Consider the following 26,182-nt stretch of genomic DNA (forward strand, 5'->3'; position numbering starts at 1 on the left):
AGGCTGAGGACTTCCCTCAGCCTTTTGTTATGGTCATTTCTTGAAACCAGGCAATTTGTTCTTCACTTTATCAAGCAGCAAGTACAGCATTTCGTCTTTGGTCAGCCACATCAGGGCACCATAGACGGCGATACATGCTACTACGATGACAGTGAAAAGAACATAAGTACCTGAGATGAAACTCCTCAGAATATACGAAATCGGGAAGAATGTCAGTGAGAATAGCAGGTATTTCATGTTGGTTTTGTTAAACAGGAATAAAGGTATATCCAGCTTTTTTCGGATATAGTAATATTCCATCGCAACTAGCAATACCGTTGATGCAGCTGTTGTCCCAATGGCCACCGCTGCACTGAATAGATCCAAGTACACAAAGATAGCATTTAACATCAGGTTAAAAATACCGCCAACCACTATGAACCTGACGAGGATATTCTCTTTCTTTTTCACATACATGACCTGGTTGGCGAGGACATTGTCTGTACCGACGAAAATCATGTAGATGGAGTAGACAGCAAGGACCGAACCAGCTCCGGCAAACTCACCGCCTCCATAAGCGATTACCCCCAGGTCAGATATAGCCAGCAGGCCTACAGCTGCAGGGAAAAGGACAGCATAATATATCCTTGCAACTCTTTGTACGAGATTCACATAGGATTCCTCGTCATTGGATGAACCGAGTATATAGGAAAGCCTTGGTATTGTCACCTGTACGACGCTGAGCATCAGTGCGCTTATTATCGTTGTAATCTGCTTCGACATGACGTAGAATGATACGGCCGCATCGCTGACATAACGACCTAGCATGAAGATATCCAACTGGGAATAAAGGATATTCCCGTTCATGAAGATAACTACTAAAAATAACGGTTTAATGTGAGGCTTGAATTTCATATGAGAAAAATCAAACTTCACTTGTCTTTTTATATAAACAAAACTGATGATATTGTTCAGGCTTGTCGTCATTACTAGAAGTGATGTGAAAATCAAATAATCTGCCGAGCTTTTTACGAGAGCAATCAACAGGACGACATAGATGATTTTTACGATGATCGTTTTGATTGTGATGAAATCATAGTTTTCAAATGCCTCATTCAGCCATTCAACATAAAAGATATTCATGACGAAGCTGAATGAGAAGATAAGGAGAATCGGGAACAGGTAATGGTCACCATACCCCAGGAAAGTCACTAACAAGTAAGCGGCCATCGTAACGGCGTTCGTAATCAAGCTGAACGTGAACAGCGTCGTGAAAAGCTGGGCTACCTTAGTCTTATCCTTTTTGATCCTGCTGATTTCCCGAAGCCCGTACTGGTAAATCCCGAATGTCGCAAAAATGAAGAAGTAATTGAAAATGGACTCTCCATATTTCACTTTACCAATGGAGTCAGCGCCTAAAGCACGGTACACATAAGGGCCGATCAGGATCGGGACGATTAAGTTAAAGAAATTTAACGCTATCTTATAGATGGCATTTTTAAAAAGAGATTTTTCCATATTTCGTTTCATATCCAATCCAGTCTTAAGTAAGTATGTTAACTTAAGATTTTAGTATAGGCCTTGTTGACATCTGCGACTTGGTTCATGATTGAAAAGTTTGAGCGGCAATGCTCACGGAAAGCCTCTCCAATGCGTGATAATTGCTTCACTTTCTTCAGTTCGGCAGCCTTAATTAGTGAGTCTCCAATTCCTTTGTAGTCTCCACCATCATGTACCCAGCCATGCTCAGCTGATGGAATCATTCTGCGGACTCCTCCTACATCTGTGCTGATAGCCGGAACACCTGCCCTAGCTGCCTCGAGCAGTACCAATGGGAAGCTCTCGCTTTTGGAAGTGAGGATGCCCAAATCAGCCATTGGGTATAGATCAATTACATCGTCACGGTGGCCAAGGAAGAGAATCTCTTTTTTTAGTCCAAGCTGCTCAACATGAGAGACTAAAACATTTTTTTCATTTCCATCGCCTACCAATAACAGTTTGACCTTCTCTCCATGGTCAATTGCATGCTTCACTGCTTTAAAAGCAGTCAGATGATCCTTTACTTTTTCGAGCCTTGCCACCATGATGACCACAAGTTCGTCATCATTCAGTCCGAACTGCTGTCTATTATAAGGCTTTCCGGATACGGCGTCGAACTCGATGCCGTTGAGGATCGTCGTGATTTTATCTTTGCTGATTTTATATTCTTCATGAAGAATATCATGGAATTTTTCAGAGATGGCCAATAAATGATCTGCTTTTTTGATGGACCAAGTATTAAGGAAGGTGAACACCTTCCCCTTGGTGCCTTGCCCCATAAAGTCATCACGTGGGTCGCTGTGGATGGTCGTCACCCACTTAGCGCTCGTTTTCTTTTTCAGGAAAGTGCCAAACAGATTCGCCCTCGGACCGTGTGTATGAATGATATCAACATGATTCTCGTTTACGTATTCAGAAACAGCGGCGACCACTGAAAAATCCAGCCTAGACGATTGCGTGAAGAGTTTTACTGTGATGCCCAGCTTTTCAGCCCTTCGTGACATCTCACCTTCCTCGAAAACACCGAGAATTACCTCTTCCCGTTTCATATGCTTCAAGAGCAGAAGAATATGATGCATTCCTCCGCCCGTTTCATTTCCCGCATTTAAATGAAGAACTTTCATAGAACAGATTCCCTTCGATTAGCGTTTCCGCCTATTCTTTTCTTTTACGACCTCTAAAATAAACATAGGCAGTGTCAGCATTCTTTTCCATCTAGAGGGCTGCTTCAGAAGCCGGTACAGCCATTCAAGGTTTAGCTTTTGCCAGATTTCCGGCGCTCTCTGAACATGTCCTGCGAGGACATCAAAGCTGCCGCCAACGCCCATGAATAAACCTTTATCGAATGACGGCATATACGCCTCAATCCATTTTTCCTGCCTTGGGAAGCCGAGTGCTACGAACACCATATCCGCCTGCGCTTCCCTGACTAGATCAGCGACTTTCGTGTCATCATCCTTGAAATACCCATGGTGCGAACCCGCTATGACCAGGTTCGGATAGTCCTTTTTCACGTTCCCGACAGCTTCCTGAAGCACTTCATCCTTAGCACCAAGGAAAAACACACGCCAGTTCTTCTCGTTTCCTCGCTTGAGGAGCTCAGTGAGCAGATCGAAACCAGCAACCCTTTCAGGCAGAGGGGTGTTAAGGATCTTAGACCCGATTATAACGCCAATCCCATCCGCAATCACCATATCCGCATTAGAAACCGTCCTCATATAATCAGGATGATCCTTCGCATGCATCACAATCTCAGGGTTCGCCGTAACAACAAACATCTTCCCGTTGCTATCAATACTCCCCTCAACCTGAGAAAGAATCTCCCCCCGCGAAAGCCTAACAAACTTAACACCTAAAATATCAACTAAATCACGCACAAACAAAACCCCTAACTTTCGACAAATTTCGGGTGGTGACAGGCACCACCCCAATGATAACTTCATACGGAGACAGACGCCCAACCTACAAAACACGGTATTCGACAAATTTCGGGTGGTGACAGGCACCGCTCGAAATACAAAAAATAAAACGATCGTAGGACCGTTTTATTTTTGCGGTTTGTTGTCGGGCGGCTGTGGTCTTGAAAATTTGAGGTTTGCCATGTGGCTTACCCGGTCTTCTGGTTTTGGGAGTTCCATGTAGTTTCCGTAGAGTTTTTCAAGGTATCGTTCATAGTTATTTGGTATATAAAATTCATGTTTCCCGAATTGTCCTTTTTTCAATGGGAAGATTTCATCTACATGGAAGTATGCCCAGCCGTAATAGGGCAGTTCGATACCGTATGTCACAATATTTGTTTGTTTATTGTACTTGCTGTAAATATTGTGGATTTTGACTTTATTAATTGTCCGTTGAATCGTTGTTTTCAACGGGTTCCCACTCAATGGATATCGAATGGTTGCTACCCTGTTGATCAGTTTTTCCTTCAAAGACTTCTTGTTTTCATACTTTTCCGGAACAAAATCAAACGGGAACACATCGATGGACAAACCTTTCGTCCAGTTCCCCCACCAATCAACCCACTCGAAATCTTCCATATACATAATTTTCAACCAGTTATGCAGCCCATGGGTTTGGTTAACTTTAGACTGTACTTTATAGGGAGAAGGCAGTTCCTCTTGGATAATTCGCAGAAACTTATTGTAATCTTCTCTCATCATTCCTATATCAGCATCGTCATCCCAAGGTATAAAGCCCTTATGCCTAATCGATCCAAGCAATGAACCGTCCGTTAGCCAGTACTTGATATCATGCTTCTCACAAATCTGGTGTATCACATAAAGCATATCAGTCATTACACTCTGAGCTGCCAAAAGAGGGTTTTGTTGATCTATTTCCTTTTCCATTGGCCTATCCCCCTTTTAATCAGATGTAAGATAATTTAGTAGCTAGAAACCTTTCGAAACTACTATAACGTGATATTTGATATTTTGAATGCATTAGATTCCAGGTTAAATCTTCCACTCCATGATCGTCTTTCCCCATGAAGTAGACAGGTCGAACTCGAAGGCCTTGATAGCATCCTGGATGGACTTAACTTCATTAACTGAACCGACGATTGTAGTCAAATAATCAACTACTTCTTTATGCTCGTCCAAGAAGTTCACTGTATCCTCGAAGTCTATCCTTCCGCTTCTGCTGCTTCCGATAATCGTCAGTCCCTTTTCCAGTACCATTCTCGTATTGATTTCAACAGGATACTCTGAAACACCAAGAATGGCTATAGAACCTTCCGGATGAATATGATCGATGATCTGGTCGATAGCATATTGACTGCCTTTCCCGCCTGCACATTCAAAACCATGGTCAATCCGGACATTTTCAGGGATATCATCAATCAAATAGGTTTCATCAGCAAATGAGAAGTTATCAAGTTTCCACTGAGTCTTTCCAAAAACATATACTTTGCTATCCTTATAATGCTTTTTCAGGATTAATGCAGTGATAAACCCTAAATTACCGTCACCCCAGATGCCGAATGAATTCCTTCGGGAGTGCGCTTTTGCCTCGAAACGCTTTAAGGCGTGCATGCTGATGGTGATTAATTCTATGAAAGCCGCGACATGCGGATTGATGGATTCCGGCAGGATTACGACCCGATCTCGGTCCATAAACACATAGTCCTGCATAAAACCGTCAAATCCGCTAGAACGGAACTTAGACGACCTAAGATAATTTTCAGCAATGATTTCATCGTTCTCTACCGGAGTATTCGGCACCATTACCACACTAGTGCCAGGCTTGAGCTCGCCTTTCGGGTCATAGACGACTTTCCCGATCCCTTCATGAATCAAAGCCATCGGCAATTTTTTGGCCATCGCTTCTTTTCCACGGGTTCCAGTATAATATCGCTGGTCAGCATTGCAAATCGACAAATGTGTTGGACGAATGGCAATATGTTCTGAGTTAATCGAATGGTCATTGTAACTAATCTCAAATTGCCTTGCCGACACAAGACGGTATACTTGATTTATCATTTTACATCTTCTCCTGTATCATGGCGTTTGCCACCTTAAGATCAAACGGAGTAGTGATTTTGATATTGAAAACTTCGCCTTTAACGATTTTCACTTTTTCTCCATATAGAGTGAAGATTTTACAAGCATCAGTCAAAATGCTCTTTTGGTCTTCTGACAGAGAATTATATAACTCAACAAGCTTTTTAATACTGAAGCTTTGTGGTGTTTGTCCCTGATACATATTGTCACGCTTCGGGATATTGGAAATATAGACTCCATCCTCAGATTCAATGATTGTATCCACCGCGCTCACTACTGTGTCAACAGCACCACTCTCTAATGCGGCATCAATGTTCTCCTCGATAATCCTGTGAGTCAGGAAAGGGCGAACAGCATCATGGGTAACGATAATATCATCATCATTCAGTCCGAAATTTTCGGATATGTGGCGAATTCCGCTCATGATTGATTCATTACGGTCCCTGCCGCCTTCGACTACAATGATCGGATGGTTTTCGCCGATGTGCTTGCGAATAATATCCTTTGTGTAATTGATCCACTCGCTTGGTGTTACGACAAGGATTTTATCAAATCGGTCATTCAAGATGAACTTTTCAATAGTATGAATAATAATCGGTTTGTTATTCAATGTAAGAAACTGTTTCGGCATATTGATATTGCCCATTCGTGTTCCTTTTCCGCCTGCAAGGATTTCTGCGTATATCATGATTCATACCTCGTTTCATCGTTTTTAGGTGTTATTGTTCCAGCAGCAGCTTGACTGCTTTTTCGGTCGATTTCCCATCGAACCCTGCATTGTATTCTTTCGCAAATTGTAGGACTGCTTCGTGATATGTCTCGGACAGCTTCCGGTAATCCTTTAATTCAACTTCAAGCTCTTCCTGGTTAAAAACAATCGGTCCAGGAAGCTTAGTTCTATAGTCAAAGTAAAAGCCTCTCTCATAAGCACCCAAATCATATGAATAAAAAATCATCGGACGGCCTGTGATGGCGAAGTCAAAAATGACCGAAGAATAATCTGTGATCAGGACATCAGCAATCAGCAGCAGATCCTGGATATCATCGATGGATGACAAGTTCAGGACGAATTGTTCTTCTTCCTTTGTCGCTGCTTTAAATTTATAGTTCGCAAGGAACGGATGCAATTTCAGGACAAAAACGTATTCCTGGCCGAGCTCTTTCTGGAGTTTGCTAAAATCCAGGTTGATTGGGTTATCATTATCAGTGTCCCTGTAGGTTGGTGCGTACAGGATGATTTTCTTGTCATCAGGTATATTGTAGTCTTTGTAAAAGTCTTTTTTCATTTTGGCGATATCATTCTTCTTGAAGAAGATATCATTACGCGGCAGTCCGATCGGATAAATCTTCCTTTGATCAATGCCGCAAGCGCTCGCGTATGTTTCGACGATGCTCTCTGAGCTTGAAATCAGCTTTGTCCAGTGGGATGTATCCCGCTTCCAGCTTTCCTTCTCTTGCCCCCTGCTCTCCGGAAGGTCAAGTCCGAACTTCTTGAATGCGCCAGCAGCATGCCATGTCTGCAGGTATACCGTTTCCTTACGTGGCGACAAGTCCGGGTGAAGATTCGTATTGACTACCCAGTACTTCGAAGTAGCGAGTTCATGCAGGAACGAGACTGAATAGTAGCCGACACCCTTATCCCCAGCATGCTCATTTTTCACATCTGCCTTGTTCAGGACAATGACATTCGTGTACTCGGGATAATGTACCTTAATGTGATCGTACATACTCTTAGAATTACAGCCAAATCGATTCCCATAATGAGAAATGTAAATGATCTTCCTCTCATTTACCGGCAGCAACTTGAAGAGATTGTACAATACTTTATAGAAAATAAACTGGTACAGCTTCTTGATCAATTGCTTCATCGTAGAATTCCTGCCTATCCTTGACCTATAACATAATAAAAGCGATATTGCTTCCATAAATATCGCTTCATCTATCATCGCTATAGGCATGTAGTCATAAAATGTTTTCCTATTAATGATAAACAAACTAATTACAAATTTCAACAGATATCACCAAATAGCCCCTTCGACAAATTTCGGGTGGTGACAGGCACCCGTCGAACTCGTCAAACTCGTCGAATCTCAAAACACCAAAATAAAAAAGCCTGATATCCAGAAACAGCAACGCTTCTGGATATAGGCTTTTGATTCGACAAATTCCGGGTGGTGACAGGCACCTCCCCAGGCACCTCTTTATTTATACTGTGGTACGTCGAAGTACAGTGTTGGTGATTTGAGTAGTGCGTATAGTTTACTGAAGCTGTTGACTTGTTTTGCGGCCCAGCCAATGTCTGTTGCGTATTGGTGTCTTGCTGGGTTGGCTGGGTTCCAGCGCATTTTGTAGAGTGTGTCCTGGCCTTGATGGATGTATTTGCTGGCGATGAGCTGTGCTCCGCCAATAATTGCATCTTCAGGCGTGAACCATCCTTGATCATAAGCGAACTGTGCTCCGCATGATAAAGCGCAATTGTCATATGCTCCGTAACCATACATATTGTATACTTTCTTTCCATTAATGGTTACTCCGTTAGCGAGTTCGGATGTTCCATGGCCCGTTTCTAACAAAGCATGCGAAATGAGATAAATCTCATTCACACTATAGTCCTTGCTCGCCTTAATGAAGGCCTCTGCTTTCCCTGTGAGGATTCCCTTTTTGACAAGGATTTTCTCATTGATTTCCGCTGCAGTTGCCTGGGTGTTCTTTGATAGTGAAAGAAATTGATAATACGAATCATCAGTTTGGCTGAAGTTATTCGGATTCAGGTAATATGCTACATCTTCTGCTTTAGCATTTCTCCATGCACCGAACTTGATTTCGTACCAGTCTCCAACTTTAGCTACGATTTGAACAGTAGTTCCATAATAGACATATCCAAATATATGATGGGTAGTATCCATTCCAGCCCTTACATTCAGCTTATTAGCAGTCACAGTCCCTACATTAGGAGTGCTGGCGCTGACATTGACAAAATCTCCGCTGACATACGCCTTATCATTCCTGTATTTATCAGTCTGTGGCGAAACAGCCATTTGTTTTTGTAACATTTCAGCAAATGTCAGGTCATATGCTGTATTTGAAATGATTGGCCCGGTATTTAGAGCGCCATTTTCATAAAAGTAGTATACCCGGCCATCAATTGTCTGCTCACCGGTTACCATCTTTCCATCTGCATCCAGATAATAAGTCTTGCCATTATCCTGCAGCCAGCCCGTCACCATGGCACCTTCTGCTCCAAGGTAGTACCAGTACCCCTGATATAATAGCCAGCCGGTTTTCACAGTTCCATCCTGATTAAAATAATACCAGGTTCCTTCAAGCTTGATCCATTTGCTTGATGCCATCTCTCCGCCTGAGCTGAAGTAGTAGCGTTTTGCATCAATGGTCTTCCAGCCTATCGCTCTTTTCCCATCAGCTTCGAGGTAATACCTTTTCCCGGCGTCTGTGAGCCAGCCGGTCATAGCAGCTCCATCGCTGCCAAAGTAATAGTAGTGGCCGTCAATCAGCAGCCAACCTGGTCCAACAAGTCCATCTACGCCAAAGTAGTAGCGTTTGGCTCCCTCAACCTGCCAGCCGTTGTACATAGATCCATCATTATTGAAGAAATACTTCTTTTCTCCTACAGCAATCCAGCCAATTGCAGCAGCACCGCTGTCTTTCAGGAAATATTTCTTTCCGTCGACAGCAAGCCAGCCAGTCTGCATGATGCCTTCCGCGTTCAAATAATAAAGCTTCCCGCTGACGTTCACCCATCCCGTCGCAGCTTTTCCCTCAGGACTGAAATAATACCATTGATTTTCGTAAAGCAGCCAGCCGGTCACTGATTCACCTTTGCTGTTAAGGTAATAGCGGTCATTCCCTTCAATGATCCAGCCTGTTTTCATCGAACCATCTTCGCCGAAAAAGTAACGCTTATCCGCAATTACGGTCCAGCCTCTTGCCATGCTGCCGTCAGCATTAAAGTAATATTTATTGTTGGCTTCTTCCAGCCAGCCGACGAGTGCTTTTCCATCCTCTTGCAGGTAATAGCGCTTCGTCCCATCTTCAATCCAGCCAGTCGTAGCCATTAATCCATTCTCATCAAAATAGTAGCGATAACCGTCAATGGTCCTCCAGCCTACCGCCATTTTGCCATCCTGGTCGAAATAGAAGGTCTTTTCCGCTTCCTTATGCCAGCCGGTTTTCATTACTCCGTTATCAAAAAAGAAGTAATTGTCGCGGTCGATAGTTTTCCAACCTGTAGCTGCGGTAAAATCTTCATTATAATAGTACCGGTCTTGTCCAATCTGGAACCAGCCTGTCACTTTGTCTTCAATCAGTTCACCTGATTTGGCAAATATGTATGGCTTCCCTTCTATCATCACTCTTCCAGATACCATCTTCCCTGAAGAATCCATAAAGTACTTATGGCCGCCAGTCTCAATCCAGCCCTCTGCCATGATACCCGACTTCGGTTTCAAATAATACCAATCATTTTTATAGAGCAGCCAGCCCTCCTTCATCGCACCGCTGCTCTCAAGGTAATACCACTTATATTTATCCAGCAGCCAGCCGGTTTTCATGTCGCCGGACTTTGGCTTAAGATAATACCATTTGTTTTTATAGAGCAGCCAGCCTTCCTTCATTGCACCGCCGCTCTCAAGGTAGTACCATTTATTCTTTACAAGTTCCCAGCCTGTTTGCATTACCCCATTGCTCGCAAGATAATACCACTTTCCATTGTATGAGACCCATCCTTTGGCGAGCGATCCATCCTTATGGTAATAATACCAGTAATTATTTTTCAACTTCCATCCTGTTGTTGTATACGCATTCGCACTGGATGAAAAAACAAGAAGCAGAGACATGGCAGCAAGCAACACATATTTTTTCAAGACCCTTTTCCCCCTGTTATTTCTATCTCTCTTTTTTCTGATGAAATCTACTCTATATATCGACACCCAGTTTAATATATTTATAGAATTTTAGTTATTTATGACGACCTCCCCGTGGTAATTATTGGCTTTTTAAATTATAGCATAAACAGTCCTGTATTTTTTAAATATTTAAATAATTTGTCGAATAAAAAAACACTCTCCCTTTGAAAGGAGAGTGTCCTGATCTTATAACTCAATACATCGCGCCATTTGCTCCAATTTTATAACCATTTATAGTAGTATTTACAGCCATTTTCCCGTTTCTGTAAAAATAGTACCATTTTTCGCCAATATACTTCCAACCATTGATCATGACACCGCTTCTCATATCGAGATAATACCATGCGTCACTGTATTTAAGCCACCCTGTCTTCATAGAACCACTGGATTCTAGATAATACCAATTCTCACCATCTTTAATCCAATCGGTCTTCATTCCTCCGTTCTGATCAAAGAAGTACCATTTGCCTCCAATTTGGTGCCAATTCGTCACCATACCCTTTGACGACAAATAATACCACTTTGTTCCTGACTTGAGCCACCCGGTCTTCATGGAGCCATCTGCAGCTAAATAATACCATTTGTCCTTCTCCAATAACCAGCCGCTGACCATCGTGCCGTTTTCGGATAGATAATACCACTTTCCATTCACTAATTCCCAGCCTGTTTGCATGGCGCCTGTTTCATCCATGTAATACCACTTGTTTTTGTACAAATTCCATCCAACTTGCATGACACCCTTATCATCCAGGTAGTACCACATGCCATCCACTGATATCCAACCTGTTTGCATGATGCCAGTTTCATTCATGTAAAATCTCTTGCCTTCATAATCGACCCATCCTGTTCTAGTCGTTCCTGTTTCAGGGTCATAGTAATACCAGTTACCATCTTCATTAACCCAGCCACTATATGTCCAAGTAGTCTGGAATGATGTTTTCAAACCAATTTGAGTCTTGTTTCCATAGCCATCAATGCCAATGACTTCAATATTATAATCCGTATGCTGTAAAAGGCCATTTAACATAACCATTTCGACGGATACATCATCTTCCCAATAACGAGTATATTTTGTGTCCCATAGTTTACCATTCAAATAAATTTCATATTTTTCTATAATGCCATTATCTGTAGCTGGATCCCAGGAAACTCTCGCTGATTTATGATTTACTGAATCTATGGTTATGCTAGACCCTTCCGAGAAAGCAGGCAATTCAATATCCTCATAGGTCTTTTTATAGGGTACCTCAATCGAGTATTGATTGATCCAAGCTTGAGTACCAAAGTCCCTCGCCTTGATTTCTACACGGTCCTTGAAGACATTCACCAACAATCCCTGCGATTTGCCAAATAGATTCCCGCCATCATAATAGCCATATGCAACTGCCCCAGTATTGACCATTGTGAACCCATCCTGGTAAACAGTTCTTGGATGTTCCAGCAGATAGTGCGAGTGACCCGTGAAAAGGATAGATTGCGGGTACTTCCTTAAAATATCTGCGAGCCTGGAATCACTGATTCCGCTCCAGTATTCACTCCCGTAAATCGTATCCTTGATAGATTGGTGCAGGAACACAAAAATGGGTTTACTTTCTGATGTATTGACTGCAATTTTCTCTACCAGCCATTGGTATTGTTCTTCAGAAATAAACGCAGAATTATAGTCACCACTTGCCGTTGATTCACTTCCAAGCACAATGAAATGATAGCCATAAATCCATGTGTCATAATACAATCGTTCTTTGCCAGCCAGGGCAAGGAATCTCTTAATCATATCCTCATCTGTCAAAGCTCGATTATACTTTTTCTCGAAAAATTCATGATTCCCGATTGCAAAGACTTTCTCTATGTAAGAAGGCACATATTGATTCAGCATTTGACCAAAAGCGAGATATTGCTGTTCAAGCCCCTGGTTCGTTAGATCCCCGACAACAGCAATCGCTTTGTAATTAGGTGCTGTTTCTTGATAATCCTCGAGTGCCCTCCCGAACTTTAAATCCCGGCTATAATCCTGGCAAACTGGGATCCCCCCCAAAGTCTGAGGTTCCCCACAAATATGGGTATCACTTATGACCGGAAACTGAAGCCTCGGTATCTCTGTTTCTGCAGCACTTGCAAAGTCCGTATTCGCTAATCCTAAATATCCCCCGACGGTAAGTACAATAACAATAAAAATACGAAACACTTATTTGCCTACCCTTCTATAATTAGGTAAATATATTATACTCTAATTCCACAATATTGAAAATCTACCAAAACTCCCATTCAAAAAGGCGAAAAATTATAAAAAATCTTTACGAACTCGATATTTATTATTAACCGGCCCAAACAAAAAAGCAGCCTGAGCTGCTTTTTTTGCCTAACCTATAAACCAAGTGCTTCATTCGCAAGCATTAAACCTGCTGCTTTATTTTCGTTCCAGATGCTGTCAAACCTGCTTACCGGAACTGGCTTACCGTAAGTATAAGGTGAGATTTCCGGTGTAAAGCCTGGCATCTTGATATCCTGGATAAACCAGTCCGTGAAGCCCCCGCCGCTTGGGTTGGTTGTTGGCTTAACAAGGCTATATCCTGTCATCCTTTGATATTTCAAGGCGATATTATAATCACGTGTGTATCGGCTGCCAGTCTGTTTAAAGTTCCAGTACAAGATTTGTCCTGAAGAATGGTATGCCGTGGCTATTTTAAAGTTATGTGCCTTAGTGAATTCATATAACGCCAATGCTTCTGGTTCACTCAAAGGCTTGTACCCCTTAAAATGGGATGGTGCAGGCTTCCCGGTATTTGCTCTGATATTCTCCCAATCAGCAGGATATTGACGGTTTAAATCAACCCCCCGTACATTCGCCTTCCATTCGGAGAAATTATAGCTTCCGTTGTTCAACATCAAGACATAAGATGGGTTCTTGGTACTGTAAGCACCTTTTTGAACTAAGGTTACACCATCAGGATTTACCATTGGTACAAACCACATGGAAGTTTTGTTCAGGATATTCCTGACACTATAATCCGCAAAAGTAGTTCCCTTTTCATATGACTGAAGGTACTGATCTGCCATTTCCATCAATAAGTTCGTAGTCATGTGCTCACGGGCATGGTGGGATCCATTCAGCAGAATCTCTTTCGGCCCATTACCTAGTTTGAATGCATATAGATCTCTACCGTCAACAGACTTGCCGATTGACTGTACAGTTACTAATTCTGGATAATACTTCTTGAATTCCATGATATCAGAGACCATCTCATCATATGTATATACCTTACGAGGATTGACAATATCAGGAATCCACGCACCATTTTTCGCTAAGTAATATCCTTCTACATATGTATCAGCTGCCATGACACCACTGCTGTAAGAATAGTACCACTTATCTCCATCTTTATACCAGCCGGTGGCCATAGCTCCTGAATCATACAAGTAATACCACTTGCTATTCCACTTTAGCCAGCCGATTTTCATTGAACCATCTTTATTCAGGAAGTACCACTTGTTATTCCACTTAAGCCATCCTGTATCCATTGCCCCATCCGCACCTGGGTCTAGATAATACCATTTCCCTTCATCCTTGGCCCATCCAAGCGCCATGGCACCAGAATCCTTTAGGTAATACCATCTATACTTATAATAAACCCAGCCGATTCTCATCGAGCCATCATCATTGAGGTAATACCATTTCGTTCCGTCTTTTAGCCAGCCAGTCTTCCTCTCACCAGTTTTACCGTCTGCATAAAACCAAGTTTCATCAACTTTGAACCATTTGGTTTGCATTACGCCAGTTTCGGGTAAAAGATAATACCATTTCGTTCCATCCTGAAGCCAGCCACTATGTCTTTCTCCAGTCTTATAATGGAAGTAATACCAGTTGTTCTCAAGCAACAGCCAGCCATGCTCCATCGCTCCGGTAGCAGGGTCTAAATAGTACCATTTCTCTTCGGACTGAATATGGCCAAATTGTTTTGCGCCAGTTTCCGGGTCCAGATAATACCAATTGCCATCTTCCTCATGCCAGCCAGTTTGCATTGCTCCTGTCTCGTTGTCTAGATAAAAGAATTCCTCATCGACTTCGATCCAGCCATGCTGACGCGCTCCGGTTTCTAGATCAAAATATAACTGGAACCCTTCAATTTCTTGCCAGCCTGTCACTTTTTCACCATTGATATAGTAAAACCAATTTTCGCCTTCCTGGACCCAACCTTCTATAGTTTGCTCCTGGTCTGAAGGTTGTTCCGAAGTATCGTCACCCTCCACAGGTTGCGAAGGATCCTCTGTTGTTTCCTGACTGACTTCTGACTCTTCATCAGAAATCTGATTCTCCGTTCCTTCTTCTGCATTCATTTCATTTGATGATTGTTCCTGCTTGTCCTCTTGCTGATGCAAAAAAAGCTCCTGCGAATCTTGAAGATTGCTAGAGTTTGTTTCCGCAAAAGCATTCAAAGGATACAGCAAGGAATTGCATAACAATACCGATACTGCCAATTTCTTCATTCTGCGTTGTCTCCTTATGTTGTTTTTGCCTCCTTAATTATAGCAATCTATCAAAGCGGTTTTCTACCTTAAATAGGAAAATAAGTAAATGGAATGATAGATTTCCTGTTATGAGACAATAAATGGGGATACATCAGGACTTGTGCATATTTTGTCGTTTCTTATCGAGAACAATTTATTCTATTATGTTCGATTTAAAGATATAATTGAATTATCCAAAAACTTTACAAAAGGAGGGTTCTCTGTGCCCTTGGTCCAAATGAAAGAGATAAAGACTCCTCTATTATTACTGGGAATTAAAGTCTTCAAATGCAAAGAGGGTTTCACCTACATAAAAGTCTGGAATAAGCCTAGAAGGAAGATTATAAGCTAGCAAACTAAAACATATGAAAGGATTTCAAGACCGAAAATGATTTTCGGTTTTTTGTTTTGCCTCATAATAAAACATAAAAAAAAGGCCAGGAACCAATGGTTCCTGGCTTGCCATTTTACTGCTAATTACTTGATCCAAGCTCCGTCTTTTCCAAGCTTGTAAGCGCCAATTTTAGTATCCTTGGCCATCTTTCCACTCTTGTAGAAGTAGTACCATTTAGAACCAACAAGTTTCCAACCAGTTTGCATTGATCCACTTGTATTCAGGTAGTACCATTCGCCGCCATCCAATAGCCAGCCTGTCTTCATTGCGCCTGACTTCTCAAGGAAGTACCATTGGCCTCCATCTTGAACCCAGCCAGTTTGCATAGCTCCGCTCTTAGCAAGGAAGTACCACTTGCTGCCATCTTTTACCCAGCCAGTCTTCATGACACCAGATTTCTCTAGGAAGTACCATTTGCCAGCATCCTGTACCCAGCCAGTCTGCATGACGCCATCCTTGTTCAGGTAGTACCACTTAGTTCCATCTTTCAGCCAGCCAGTTTGCTTAACATCTTCATTGTAGTAGAACCACTTATTATCTTCTTTTTTCCAGCCTTTTTTGAGTTCAGCACGTTCAACTTTAACTTCCTTGACCGTTTCGTTTCCGCCTAGGTCAGTCAGCTTAAGCTCGATTGTGTTTTCGCCCATCGCAACTGGAACTGTGACTTCAACCATCTCATCTGCAGCATTTACAATCTCTACAGGGCTGTCGAACTCTTTAACAAACTCATGATTATTGTCTACATATAGAGATAGATAGTTGAAGTTGTCTTTTAGGTTAAGCTTCAAGGTAACTTCTTCTGTTGCTTTTCCAACCTTCGCAGGTGCATCTACTATGATTTCAGGTGCAGTCGTATCCACAAAAACTCTACGGTTGATTGAGAACTCTTTACCAGAATAGTCTAATGCCGTAACAATGACGTCGTACTTTCCATCTTTTTCGAAGGAAGTCGTAGTCGAGAAATCATAACGTGATTTTTCTTCATTAAATGTGAATTCAACATCTTTACCATTCACAGTAATCTTCTCGATTACATAGTCATCCTCTACATAACCTTTTACCGGAACTTCTAAGGTATTGTATGCACCATATGGTTCTGGGCTAGCATCGTCCAGGTAGATAAGCGGCATATCAGTATCTCCAACAGCAGCTATATCGAATCCGATATTGAATCCATAGTCTACTGCAGCCACTTCAACAAGCGCCTTTTCAGGTACATCGGTAAGCTGATAGTTTGTAACATTTCCGGCAACCTGATCTACTAGCTTGCCATCAACAAAGATTGCGTAAAACTCTACGCCTGTTCCATCTTCTTTTGCTTCCCAGCTGACTGTTGATGTTTCAGCATCATACGCAGCTTTTACTTCAGGTGCAGTTGTATCAATATAGACAGGAATTTTCTTGCTCTGCCACTCAGCACCTTCATAATCGATCACTGATTTGATTTCATAATAATATAATCCATCTTTAACAATATCGGATTTAACTTTTCCATTCCATGCACGAGCTGGGTTGAATGAGAAAGGACTTCCAGTTCCACCGTTATAGAAGTTTTTCCTTACATCCTTTTCCATAAGAACTCGGCGAAGGAATTTGCCGTTTTCATCCAGTACATTGTACTGTACTTCTGCCGCATTTCTCATGAATGCTGGAAGCGGATAGACATCATCAAAATACCCATCACCATTTGGAGATACTGCAAAGAAGTCTTTCTCTGGTACCTGGTAACTGAAGTTTCCATCAGCACCAAACAACATTTCACTTGGAGACTTAAATAGATACTTAAGATCATAGTATCTTGACTCTCCTAAACTAGTAAAGCCGTCAAGGATTTCCGGACGATCCCACTCACCATAGAAGCCCATGTAAGGTACATTCAATTGCGGAAGTAGCTGTCCATCTTCTGCACCATTAACATCTGTTAATGTCACGAAGCCTTCAACAAAGATATCTTCCTTCAAATCATAAGTCATTTCATTGCCATCTTTATCTTCACCAGGGATCTTTGCATCTGTCAAATCGACGCTTACAGTAAATTCCACAGACTCACCTGCTGGAACAGTCACTGTTTCAGGAGCATCCACTACAGCACCTGGCATATCCGCAGCAATCAAAGCATTGTAATCTTCATCGCCATTGACTTGATAGAAGTAGTCCGTCAGAACGCTAGTGTCCACACTGTACGTAACTTCCTCATCAGTCAGATTGCTTGCAGTCAAGGTCATTTCAAACTGCTTGGAAGTGAAATCTTTCAATCCAACTTTCGCTTCACCCGTCGCGCTATCGACAACTACCGCAGGAGTGTTGACCGCTGCAAATGTCTGCATCATTCCAGCCCCCTGACGGCGTGGTGAGAACGGCTGTCCATATAGATCATCGATTGCATCCGCTGTGTTCATAAGCAGAACTTTTGCCAATTTTGTTCTTTCTCCAGCAGTCAGCTCGCTGAACCGCTCATCCGATTGCAGGTATTGCTGTACAAGCGCCGATCCACCAGCCACGTGCGGCGCGGCCATGGATGTACCACTCTTTACGCCGTACTTATCATCTTGTAATGTAGAGTAAATCTTTCCGCCTGGTGCCGTGATTTCAGGCTTGAAGTCAAGGCTTGGAGTTGTTCCCCATGAAGTGAATTCAGTCATGCGGCCCATTTCAACATCTTCTTGCTTCTTAGTCTGACTTACATTTAATACATTATTGCCAGCAGCAATTGCCTGCTTAAGGGCTTCACCTTCACCAGTCTGAATCAGCATGAATGGTACATCCCAGCCACCCTGGTTGTTGAAGAAAGTGGATCCCCCATTGTTATAGACAATGATTCCGATTGCGCCTGCTTCTGCAGCATTAACAGTCTTATCGTAGAATGATAATGAACCACGTGATACGACTGCTACCTTTCCTTTTACGTCTACGCCAGCATAATCAGCATCAGCTCCGACTCCTGGAACAGCAACCATCTCTAGCGGGCCATTTTCCTCAGAAAGCTTGACCCAATCATCGATTCCATAACCTACAGCAGAGAAGGACTCATTTCCTTGAACTGTAAAAGTGTGCTGGTAAAGGTATGCATCATTACCAGATGCAGCAACCTGGATTGTGTTTGTGTTCAATCCTGGCGCACCTACCAAACCGATATCAGGGTTTTGTGCATAAGGGTTGTCCCATCCATAGCCGATGTGGCCGGAGTTACCTGCTGATACAGCAGCGACAATCCCATTATCTACCGCACGAGTAATCGCAAGGTTTTCAGCACTCTTTTCTTCATAGAAAGAGGCTGTGGATCCCAAGCTCATGTTCAGAACATCTGCACCTAGTTTAATAGAGTCATCAATTGCAGCCAGATATACATCAGACCATGTAGATGGATAATTAGGGTCATTACTGAAAACCTTCATTCCAAGTACCTGTGCTTCTGGAGCAACCCCCTTGATTCCGCCTGTTGCCTCATCACCATTTGCTGCTACCGTTCCTGCAACGTGCATACCATGCATGGAAGCTTCCGGACCAAGGTCAAGGATAGTCTGATTCTCATCATAATAGTTATAACCATAAGGAACCTTGTCAGAAAAATACTTTCCTTTCAGCCCCTCTTCAGTTACCAAAGTCTCTGTTTCTTCCTTAGACAATTCCGCTTGAGCTTTGTCTGTCAAAACGAAATCCTTGTGGGAAGGATCCACTCCTGTATCGATGACAGAAACGATCATACCTTCACCTTTAAGACCTGCATCTGCCCATGTAGCTTGGGATTGAATATAATTATGGCTTGTCTTCATATCCGGAGCTTCTTCAGGACGGTTATATTCATTAGCCAGGTAAACATTCTTTACCCCAGCAATACCTTCGATTTTCGCGATATCCTTGTATGTTACTTCACCGCTGAAACCATTGAAAGCAGTAGAGAAGCTCTTCTTATGATCCATACGGATGTTTTTAGACTTGATCTTATCCTTTACGCTCTTCTGCGCACTTTTTAGTTTTGAGTCAATGGAAGATTTAGTATCTTCTGATAATTCTTTGTAAAGTTTGCCCTGTTTAGTTGCATACTCAACCGGTGTTTCTCCTTCAACTTCTACGATTACACGAACTTTATCTTCTGCTTTCAATGAAGCTTTTGTCTTCTTGTACTTTCCATCAAGCTGTTTCAGCTGCTTTGCTTTATATTGCTCAATCTGCTTGATTTTTGAAGAATATGCATTCTCTGCTGCAGATGCGCTTGTCAATGGAAAGCTAAAGCTAGAAAGAACCAATGCTGATGCAAGTACACTAGAGGCAATTTTGCGCCCTGTGTTTTTTCTTTTCATTCCTTAATTCCCCCAAATCTATTATTGATATTGCTAGATTATGTAAAGATCCATCCCTCCTGTTCCTATTCCGAAAAGTCAGAGTATTGCTATAATTATATATTTTCTTGTTATAATGGTCAATTGGTTTTTAGTAGAATTTAACTATAAAATTCTAAAATTTACTAGGTTTAAGGCTAAAAATGTTAGTTTTTCAATATTATTGTAAGTTTAATATACTTATCTCTCATGCGTGTATAGGTATATTTACTCCATGTTTTTTCAGTGTCATCATTATCTTATGACAATAAAAAAACAGGCTTTGTAAGCCTGTCTAAATTATTTGATCCACGCACCATCACTATTAAGTTTATATCCGTCGATTGTAGTATTATATGCCATTTCTCCACCTGGATACAGGTAGTACCACTTGCCGCCGGAAAGTACCCATCCTGTCTTCATGTCTCCGCCAGAATTCAGGTAGTACCAGTTATTATTCCATTTTAGCCAGCCTGTCTTCATGGAGCCGCTGCCATTCAGGTAATACCAGTCTCCACTCCATTTTACCCAGCCTGTCTTCATGACACCATTAATATCGTGGAAATACCATTCGCTATTCCACTTCAGCCAGCCTGTCTTCTTGCTGCCATCAGAAAGGTAGTAAAACCATTTGCCATCTTCTTTGCTCCAGCCTGATGTAGAAGCTACTACTCTTTTAGAGCCAATGTAACGTTCTTTCCAATAAGAATTTGATAGACTTGAAACTTGTACCGCTGATCCTCCCGCGTGAACGAACTGATCTCCTTCTAAATAAATCCCTACATGTGAAGGACCTGCTTTATAAGTTGTAAAGAAAACTAAATCTCCTGGCTGTAACTCACTTTTGGATACAGAGCTGCCAACCTGGTACATATCTGCTGATGACCGTGGCAGAGTAATTCCAGCCTTATTGAAAGTATATGTTATAAAACCTGAACAATCGAATCCACTCGGAGTTGTACCTCCCCATACATAAGGTACACCAACATAATCAAGGGCAGTGTCCGTAATCAATCCACTAGTTGAAGCTTCTGCCTTATCGCCACCGACTAACCCGCTAACCAACAAAGAACAAGAAAGCATACCTGCCATTAATAACTTTTTCATGCTGACCCCCAAATAAATGTAAAATTTCTATAAAAAAGGTAAACCTACTAATTTATCCAAAAATTCATTTTCTAAACATAGTATGGCATAAAAGTTACTAGTTTTAGGTTACAGTTCCTTTTTAAGTATGTTACAAGAATATTTCAAAATCCGACTTTACTTACTAAAAATCCCCAGTTTCTGCAAAATATTCTTTTAAAAAGGATGAATATGGATTATATTTCTGTAAAATATATGGAGGTTTTATAGGGATAAGGAGACTGAAATAGGTGTCATTGGGAAGGTATCTTGTAGTGTAACTGTCGAATCCTCTGGGATTGCTAATTCCTTGAAACAATCTTTTTTCATGAGAAGAAGCAGCTTTTGAAACCAAAAAAACTGCCAGATGGCAGTTTTTTTAAATGCTATTCAGTTTTCGCAGTCAGGATCATTGCTCTGTTACTATGATATCTCGCTCTTTCATATAATTTGGCTCTGAGTTTCTCGCATAACGCATCTTGCATTAAAGCTTCATTGTGCTTTTTCAAAAATAAATGTAGGTGATACTTAATTTTCAACAACACATTCATTCCTCCTTTTAGCACATAAACCGCAGGAAGATTCGTATTCGGAAGCTGGCTGACATAGTTAATGCTTCATTAACTTTAGTCCCTCTAGTTTTGCGTCACCCTTTTTCAAAGGCTTTGCCGTTTCGTACGATCTATGTGTCATGCTTCCAAAATATCGAATTGTCCCGAGTTTTGTAAGGGTCTTTAGACCTATAAATCACCTTTTTTGGAAAAAATATCTTATTGACATTGACAAAAACGTTTGGTAATAAACCCTACCATTATATCTTTCGGTTTATTTCCCCTAGCTATGAGTGTAATAAACCCAATCCCACTAAAATGATTCCAAGGGACTAATGTGACTATAAAAAAAGGACAATCCTGATCAGGATTGTCCCTTCCCATTCATATTTTATTTTTTCCATGCTCCGTCTTTTCCTAGTTTGTATCCATCAATAACTGTGTTAACGGCCATAGAACCATTTTTGTACAAGTAATACCATTTGCCGCCTGATTGAATCCAGCCCGTTTTCATGACCCCAGAATTCTGATCAAGGAAGTACCACTTGCTTCCATCCTTTAGCCAGCCTGTTTTCATCTGGCCATTAGCTGCAAGGTAGTACCATTTATTTTCTACCTTAATCCAACCCGTTTTCATGACTCCGCTGATTGAATCGAGGTAATACCATTTGCCTCCATCATTTAGCCATCCAGTTTTCATATATCCCTTGGCAGTGAGGTAGTACCACTTATTATCGTCTTTTACCCAGCCCGTTTTCATGGCACCGGAAACTTCGTCAAACAGATACCACTTCTTATCAATCTTCAGCCAGCCAGTTGCCATTTCGTAGTTCTTTTGAAGATAGTACCACTTATTTTTATCAAGAAGCCAGCCTGATGTAGGCTTATTGTTTTTATAATGATACCACTTCCCGTTTTCTTTCACCCAGCCATTCTTAATTTCCTCTGCTCGCTTGATGATCAGGTTCTTCACTGTTTCATTACCACTGAGGTCTATGAGTCTTAAGGAAATTTTGTTATCGCCTAACGCCAGCGGAACCGTAATGTCAATAGTATCGTTCGCTGCCTTCTGCACATCTACAGGACTCACGATCGACTTTTCATATTCATGACTGTCATTGACAAACAGCGACAAGTAATTAAAGTTATCCTTCATCGTAACCTTGATGACAGTTTCTTCTACATCAAGGTCGACCCTTGATGGTGCCGAGACGGATAGCTGTGCAGCTGTCGTATCGATGAACACCTTGCGGGACAATGAATGCGTTTGGCCCTTTTTATCAACAGCTTTGATGATTACATCGTAAAATCCATCTTTAGCAAATGAAACATTCGTATTAAAACGATATAAACCCGCTCCAGCATCATGGGTGAAACTTGTTTCCTTTCCATTGACTGTTATGGATGCAAGTCCGTTATCGTCGATCACTTCTCCTTCAACCGGGATTGTCTTCGTATTGTACGCACCATAAGGTTCAGGGCTATATGCTATAACAAACGGATCAGCAGATACGACATCGCCAACTTCAGCTGTATCAGCACCAAAGTTATAAGCATTGTCTACAGCCATTACTTCAACAATCGCGCTTTCTGGAAGCTCTTCGAACTGGTAGGAGGATTCCTCACCATATACCTCATCGTAAAATTCGCCGTTTACGAAAATCACATATGACAAGATTCCAGAGCCCTCTTCAACTGTTTCCCAGCTGACTGTTTGCGATTCCAAATCAAATGATGCAGCAACTTCAGGAGCTACTGTATCAACATAGACTGGTATTAATTTAGATTGATAGTCAGCACCCTCATAGTCGATCACTGATTTAATTTCATAATAGTAAAGCCCGTCTTTAACACTTTTAGAATTCACTTTACCATTCCAGCTGCGATTTTCATTATAAGAGAACGGCATTCCCCAACCGCCATCGAAGTATGATTTTACGACATCTTTCTCTAATTTCACACGACGCAGGAATTTCTCGTTCTCATCTAAAATATTGAATTGAACTTCTGCCGCATTGCGCAGGAATGCCGGGAACGGATTGATATTCTCACGCATATAGTCTCCATTTGGAGAAATCGCATAATATCCTTGTTCAGCAGGAGCTGCAAACCAATCATCAATCAGGACATCATGAACAGGCTCTTCATACACATTTCCTTCTTCATCTTCATAATCGAACATGCCTGTCAGGTCATAGTATTTCGATTCACCAAAATCACTAAAACCATCAAGGATTTCCGGACGGTCCCACTCTCCGTAGAAGCCTACATACGGGACATTCAAAGTTGGCAGCACATCAACTTCTTCAACATCTTCTAAAGTTACAAAGCCTTCTACGAATATATCTTCCATCAACTCTGTTGTGGTTAATTCACCATCAAGGGTTTTATAAGGAAGTTCAGCTTCAGTAAAATCTACACTTACCGTAAAATCTACTGTTTCCCCCGCTGGCACGGTAATTGTTTCAGGAGCATCGATTTCGACACCTTCCATATCACCCGCTACAAGCGCATTATAGTTCTCATATCCTTCACTTTCTTCAATAGTGTCAGTCAGGACGCTCGTGTTCACCTGATAAGTCGCATCTTCATCAGAAATATTGACCGCAGTGAAGGTCATTTCAAATTGAGTATCACTGAAATCCTTCAATTCTACCTTTGATTCATTCGTCTCACTGTTAACAACATATACTGGTGTGTCAACTGCAGCATATGTCTGCATCATACCTGCTCCCTGGCGTCGCGGCGAGAATGGCTGACCTTCCAAGTCCGTGATCATTTCAGCAGTGTTCATTAACAGGACTTTAGCCAGTCGGGTTCTCTCACCGGCAGTCAAATCTTCAAAACGCTCATCATTCTGAAGGTATTGCTGAACAAGCGCGGATCCTCCGGCAACATGTGGAGCTGCCATCGATGTTCCACTCATTTCCCCGTATTGATTATCATTAAGGGTAGAGATGATTTTTCCGCCTGGAGCTGTAATCTCCGGCTTCAGTTCAAGGCTTGGTGTTGTTCCCCATGATGTAAAATCGGTCATCTTGCCCATTTCCGGGTCAGGCGATGTTCCTTGCTGCGCAACACGAAGCGTTGTGTGGCCAGCAGCAATCAATTCCTCAAGCGCCAATCCTTCTTCATGATGGATTTGCATGAACGGAATGGACCATCCTCCCTGATTCCCATAAAAAGTATCCATTCCATGGTCATACACTATGATGCCTACTGCACCGTAATCAGCAGCTATCTGCGTCTTCTCATAGAATGAGAGGTCACCCCGTTGTACAACGACAACCTTTCCTTCCACATCTTTCCCTTCATACTCTTCCGGATAGCCATAGCCACCTTCAAGGCTGACTAATTCAAGTGAGTCATACACTTCAAGAAGCTGACTCCAGTCATCCAGGCCATAACCAACACCGGTAAAATCTTCAGCACCTTCAATTGTAATCCCATGTTCAAAAAGGAAAGCTGCATTCCCTGAAGCAGCTACCTGAATTGAGTCAGGATTAAGCCCAGGAGCGCCAACTACCCCAATATCAGGGTTTTTATGGAAGGGATTACCCCACCCATAGCCAATATGGCCGGAGTTCCCTGCTGATACCGATGCAACGATTCCATTGTCTACCGCTCTCGAAATGGCAAGATCCTCTGCACTTTGCTCCTGGTAGAATGCTGCAACGTCACCAAGGCTCATGTTCAGTACATCCGCACCCAATTTAATCGATTCGTCAATGGCAGCCAGGTACACATCAGACCAAGTCGATGGGAATAATGGGTCATTGCTGAAAACCTTCATCGCAAGTACTTGCGCTTCAGGTGCGACTCCTTTGATACCGCCTTCTGCTTCATTCCCATTCGCCGCTACTGTTCCTGCAACATGCATCCCATGCATTGATGCACCTGGAACTGAATCTAGAATGACATCATCCTGGTCAAAATAATTGTATCCATAAGGTACTTTCTCAGTAAAATATTTTCCTTTTAAATTTTTATCTGCTACGAGCTTATTTACTTCAGCCTGATCGAGTTCTGCTGTCGAAGCATCGGTCAGAATGAAATCCTGGTGGGATGGATCAACTCCGGAATCGATGACAGAAACAATCATCCCTTCCCCCTTCAGGCCAGCATCCGCCCAAGTCTCGCTTGACTGAATGAACTGGTGGCTTGTTTTCATATCCGGCTTCACTTCGGGACGCTTATACTCATTTGCCAGATAGACACTCTTCACACCTTCGATGCCTTCTATTTTTGCAAGGTCACCGTATACAACCTCACCACTGAAGCCATTGAACGCTGTAGAAAACTTATTTTTGTATTGAACCTTGACGCCTTTTTCCTTGATCTTTTCTTGGACGCTCTTTTGCTTCTTTTCTATCTTGTTAGCGATTGAAGTTTTAGTATCTTCTGATAATTCTTTATAGAGCAGTCCCTTCGAGGTTGCGTGTTCAACTGGAGTTTCGCCATCTATCTCGATGATTACACGAACCTTATCTGATGCTTTCAACTGAGCTTTAGCACCTTTTACCTTTTTGTGATCCGATAATTTCTTGTGATCATCCATTTGTAGATGTTGTTTATATTGGCTGATTTTCGCTTCAAGACTATTAGTTTTTGGTGCAGCATATGACTGGGAAGCCAGGCCAAGATTCGAAAGAAGCATTGCCGTTGTCATTGCACAGACAGCAATTTTCTTACCTAAATTTTTCTTTTGCTTCATTTTATTCATTTTCCCCCTAGAATTTTAAAAAATTGGCCCTGCAAAATAGCGAAATTCTTTTTGCCCACTCCCCCTATGTAAAAAAATGTAATTGGTACAGGAAGATTTTAATAGATTTAACTTAAACTAGCAATT

At 41.9% G+C, this 26,182-nt stretch carries 13 protein-coding genes and 1 riboswitch; all 13 genes read right to left on the reverse strand.

Annotated elements, in window-relative coordinates:
• Nucleotides 1-33: 33 nt before the first annotated feature.
• The gene (locus LGO15_RS21905) at nucleotides 34-1,497 is read right to left on the reverse strand and encodes an oligosaccharide flippase family protein (protein ID WP_226087959.1); all 1,464 of its coding nucleotides are present in this window, start codon (nucleotides 1,495-1,497) and stop codon (nucleotides 34-36) included.
• A gap of 38 nt (nucleotides 1,498-1,535) precedes the next feature.
• Nucleotides 1,536-2,642: a glycosyltransferase family 4 protein gene (locus LGO15_RS21910; RefSeq protein WP_167833227.1), complete on the reverse strand. Its 1,107-nt coding sequence runs from the start codon at nucleotides 2,640-2,642 to the stop codon at nucleotides 1,536-1,538.
• An 18-nt stretch (nucleotides 2,643-2,660) separates the two neighbouring features.
• Nucleotides 2,661-3,395 (reverse strand): WecB/TagA/CpsF family glycosyltransferase, encoded by a 735-nt coding sequence (locus LGO15_RS21915; protein ID WP_226085931.1) that lies wholly within the window; start codon nucleotides 3,393-3,395, stop codon nucleotides 2,661-2,663.
• A gap of 168 nt (nucleotides 3,396-3,563) precedes the next feature.
• Nucleotides 3,564-4,364: a LicD family protein gene (locus LGO15_RS21920; protein WP_226085932.1), complete on the reverse strand. Its 801-nt coding sequence runs from the start codon at nucleotides 4,362-4,364 to the stop codon at nucleotides 3,564-3,566.
• 105 nt (nucleotides 4,365-4,469) lie between these two features.
• Entirely contained in the window at nucleotides 4,470-5,495 is a 1,026-nt protein-coding gene (locus LGO15_RS21925) for a ribitol-5-phosphate dehydrogenase (protein WP_167833229.1), read from the reverse strand.
• 1 nt (nucleotide 5,496) lies between these two features.
• On the reverse strand, nucleotides 5,497-6,204 hold the full coding sequence (locus tag LGO15_RS21930; protein WP_226085933.1) for an IspD/TarI family cytidylyltransferase: 708 nt from the start codon (nucleotides 6,202-6,204) through the stop codon (nucleotides 5,497-5,499).
• 31 nt (nucleotides 6,205-6,235) lie between these two features.
• Entirely contained in the window at nucleotides 6,236-7,384 is a 1,149-nt protein-coding gene (locus tag LGO15_RS21935) for a CDP-glycerol glycerophosphotransferase family protein (RefSeq protein ID WP_226085934.1), read from the reverse strand.
• A gap of 333 nt (nucleotides 7,385-7,717) precedes the next feature.
• Nucleotides 7,718-10,396, reverse strand: coding sequence for a glucosaminidase domain-containing protein (locus LGO15_RS21940; RefSeq protein WP_226085935.1), 2,679 nt, complete (start codon nucleotides 10,394-10,396; stop codon nucleotides 7,718-7,720).
• Between the two features lie 235 nt (nucleotides 10,397-10,631).
• Complete coding sequence (locus LGO15_RS21945) at nucleotides 10,632-12,623, reverse strand: metallophosphoesterase (RefSeq protein WP_226085937.1); 1,992 nt, start codon at nucleotides 12,621-12,623, stop codon at nucleotides 10,632-10,634.
• A 179-nt stretch (nucleotides 12,624-12,802) separates the two neighbouring features.
• A complete protein-coding gene (locus tag LGO15_RS21950; RefSeq protein WP_226085939.1) occupies nucleotides 12,803-14,923 on the reverse strand; it encodes a M14 family zinc carboxypeptidase in 2,121 nt (706 codons plus the stop codon).
• A 498-nt stretch (nucleotides 14,924-15,421) separates the two neighbouring features.
• On the reverse strand, nucleotides 15,422-19,639 hold the full coding sequence (locus tag LGO15_RS21955; RefSeq protein ID WP_226085948.1) for a S8 family serine peptidase: 4,218 nt from the start codon (nucleotides 19,637-19,639) through the stop codon (nucleotides 15,422-15,424).
• Nucleotides 19,640-19,957: 318 nt separating this feature from the next.
• Nucleotides 19,958-20,764 (reverse strand): C40 family peptidase, encoded by an 807-nt coding sequence (locus LGO15_RS21960; protein WP_226085950.1) that lies wholly within the window; start codon nucleotides 20,762-20,764, stop codon nucleotides 19,958-19,960.
• A gap of 606 nt (nucleotides 20,765-21,370) precedes the next feature.
• Nucleotides 21,371-21,462, reverse strand: a riboswitch (cyclic di-GMP riboswitch).
• A 262-nt stretch (nucleotides 21,463-21,724) separates the two neighbouring features.
• Nucleotides 21,725-26,056, reverse strand: coding sequence for a S8 family serine peptidase (locus LGO15_RS21965; RefSeq protein WP_226085952.1), 4,332 nt, complete (start codon nucleotides 26,054-26,056; stop codon nucleotides 21,725-21,727).
• Nucleotides 26,057-26,182 lie beyond the last annotated feature (126 nt).

It is taken from the genome of Mesobacillus sp. S13, assembly GCF_020422885.1.
GTDB classification, from domain to species: Bacteria; Bacillota; Bacilli; order Bacillales; family Cytobacillaceae; genus Mesobacillus; species Mesobacillus selenatarsenatis_A.

Excerpts from the sequence above, each read along its gene's own strand:
- LGO15_RS21960 (WP_226085950.1), bottom strand. The coding sequence starts at position 20,764 with ATGAAAAAGTTATTAATGGCAGGTATGCTTTCTTGTTCTTTGTTGGTT.
- LGO15_RS21920 (WP_226085932.1), bottom strand. The coding sequence starts at position 4,364 with ATGGAAAAGGAAATAGATCAACAAAACCCTCTTTTGGCAGCTCAGAGT.
- LGO15_RS21930 (WP_226085933.1), bottom strand. The coding sequence starts at position 6,204 with ATGATATACGCAGAAATCCTTGCAGGCGGAAAAGGAACACGAATGGGC.
- LGO15_RS21950 (WP_226085939.1), bottom strand. The coding sequence starts at position 14,923 with ATGAAGAAATTGGCAGTATCGGTATTGTTATGCAATTCCTTGCTGTAT.
- LGO15_RS21935 (WP_226085934.1), bottom strand. The coding sequence starts at position 7,384 with ATGAAGCAATTGATCAAGAAGCTGTACCAGTTTATTTTCTATAAAGTA.
- LGO15_RS21965 (WP_226085952.1), bottom strand. The coding sequence starts at position 26,056 with ATGAATAAAATGAAGCAAAAGAAAAATTTAGGTAAGAAAATTGCTGTC.
- LGO15_RS21905 (WP_226087959.1), bottom strand. The coding sequence starts at position 1,497 with ATGGAAAAATCTCTTTTTAAAAATGCCATCTATAAGATAGCGTTAAAT.
- LGO15_RS21910 (WP_167833227.1), bottom strand. The coding sequence starts at position 2,642 with ATGAAAGTTCTTCATTTAAATGCGGGAAATGAAACGGGCGGAGGAATG.
- LGO15_RS21925 (WP_167833229.1), bottom strand. The coding sequence starts at position 5,495 with ATGATAAATCAAGTATACCGTCTTGTGTCGGCAAGGCAATTTGAGATT.
- LGO15_RS21955 (WP_226085948.1), bottom strand. The coding sequence starts at position 19,639 with ATGAAAAGAAAAAACACAGGGCGCAAAATTGCCTCTAGTGTACTTGCA.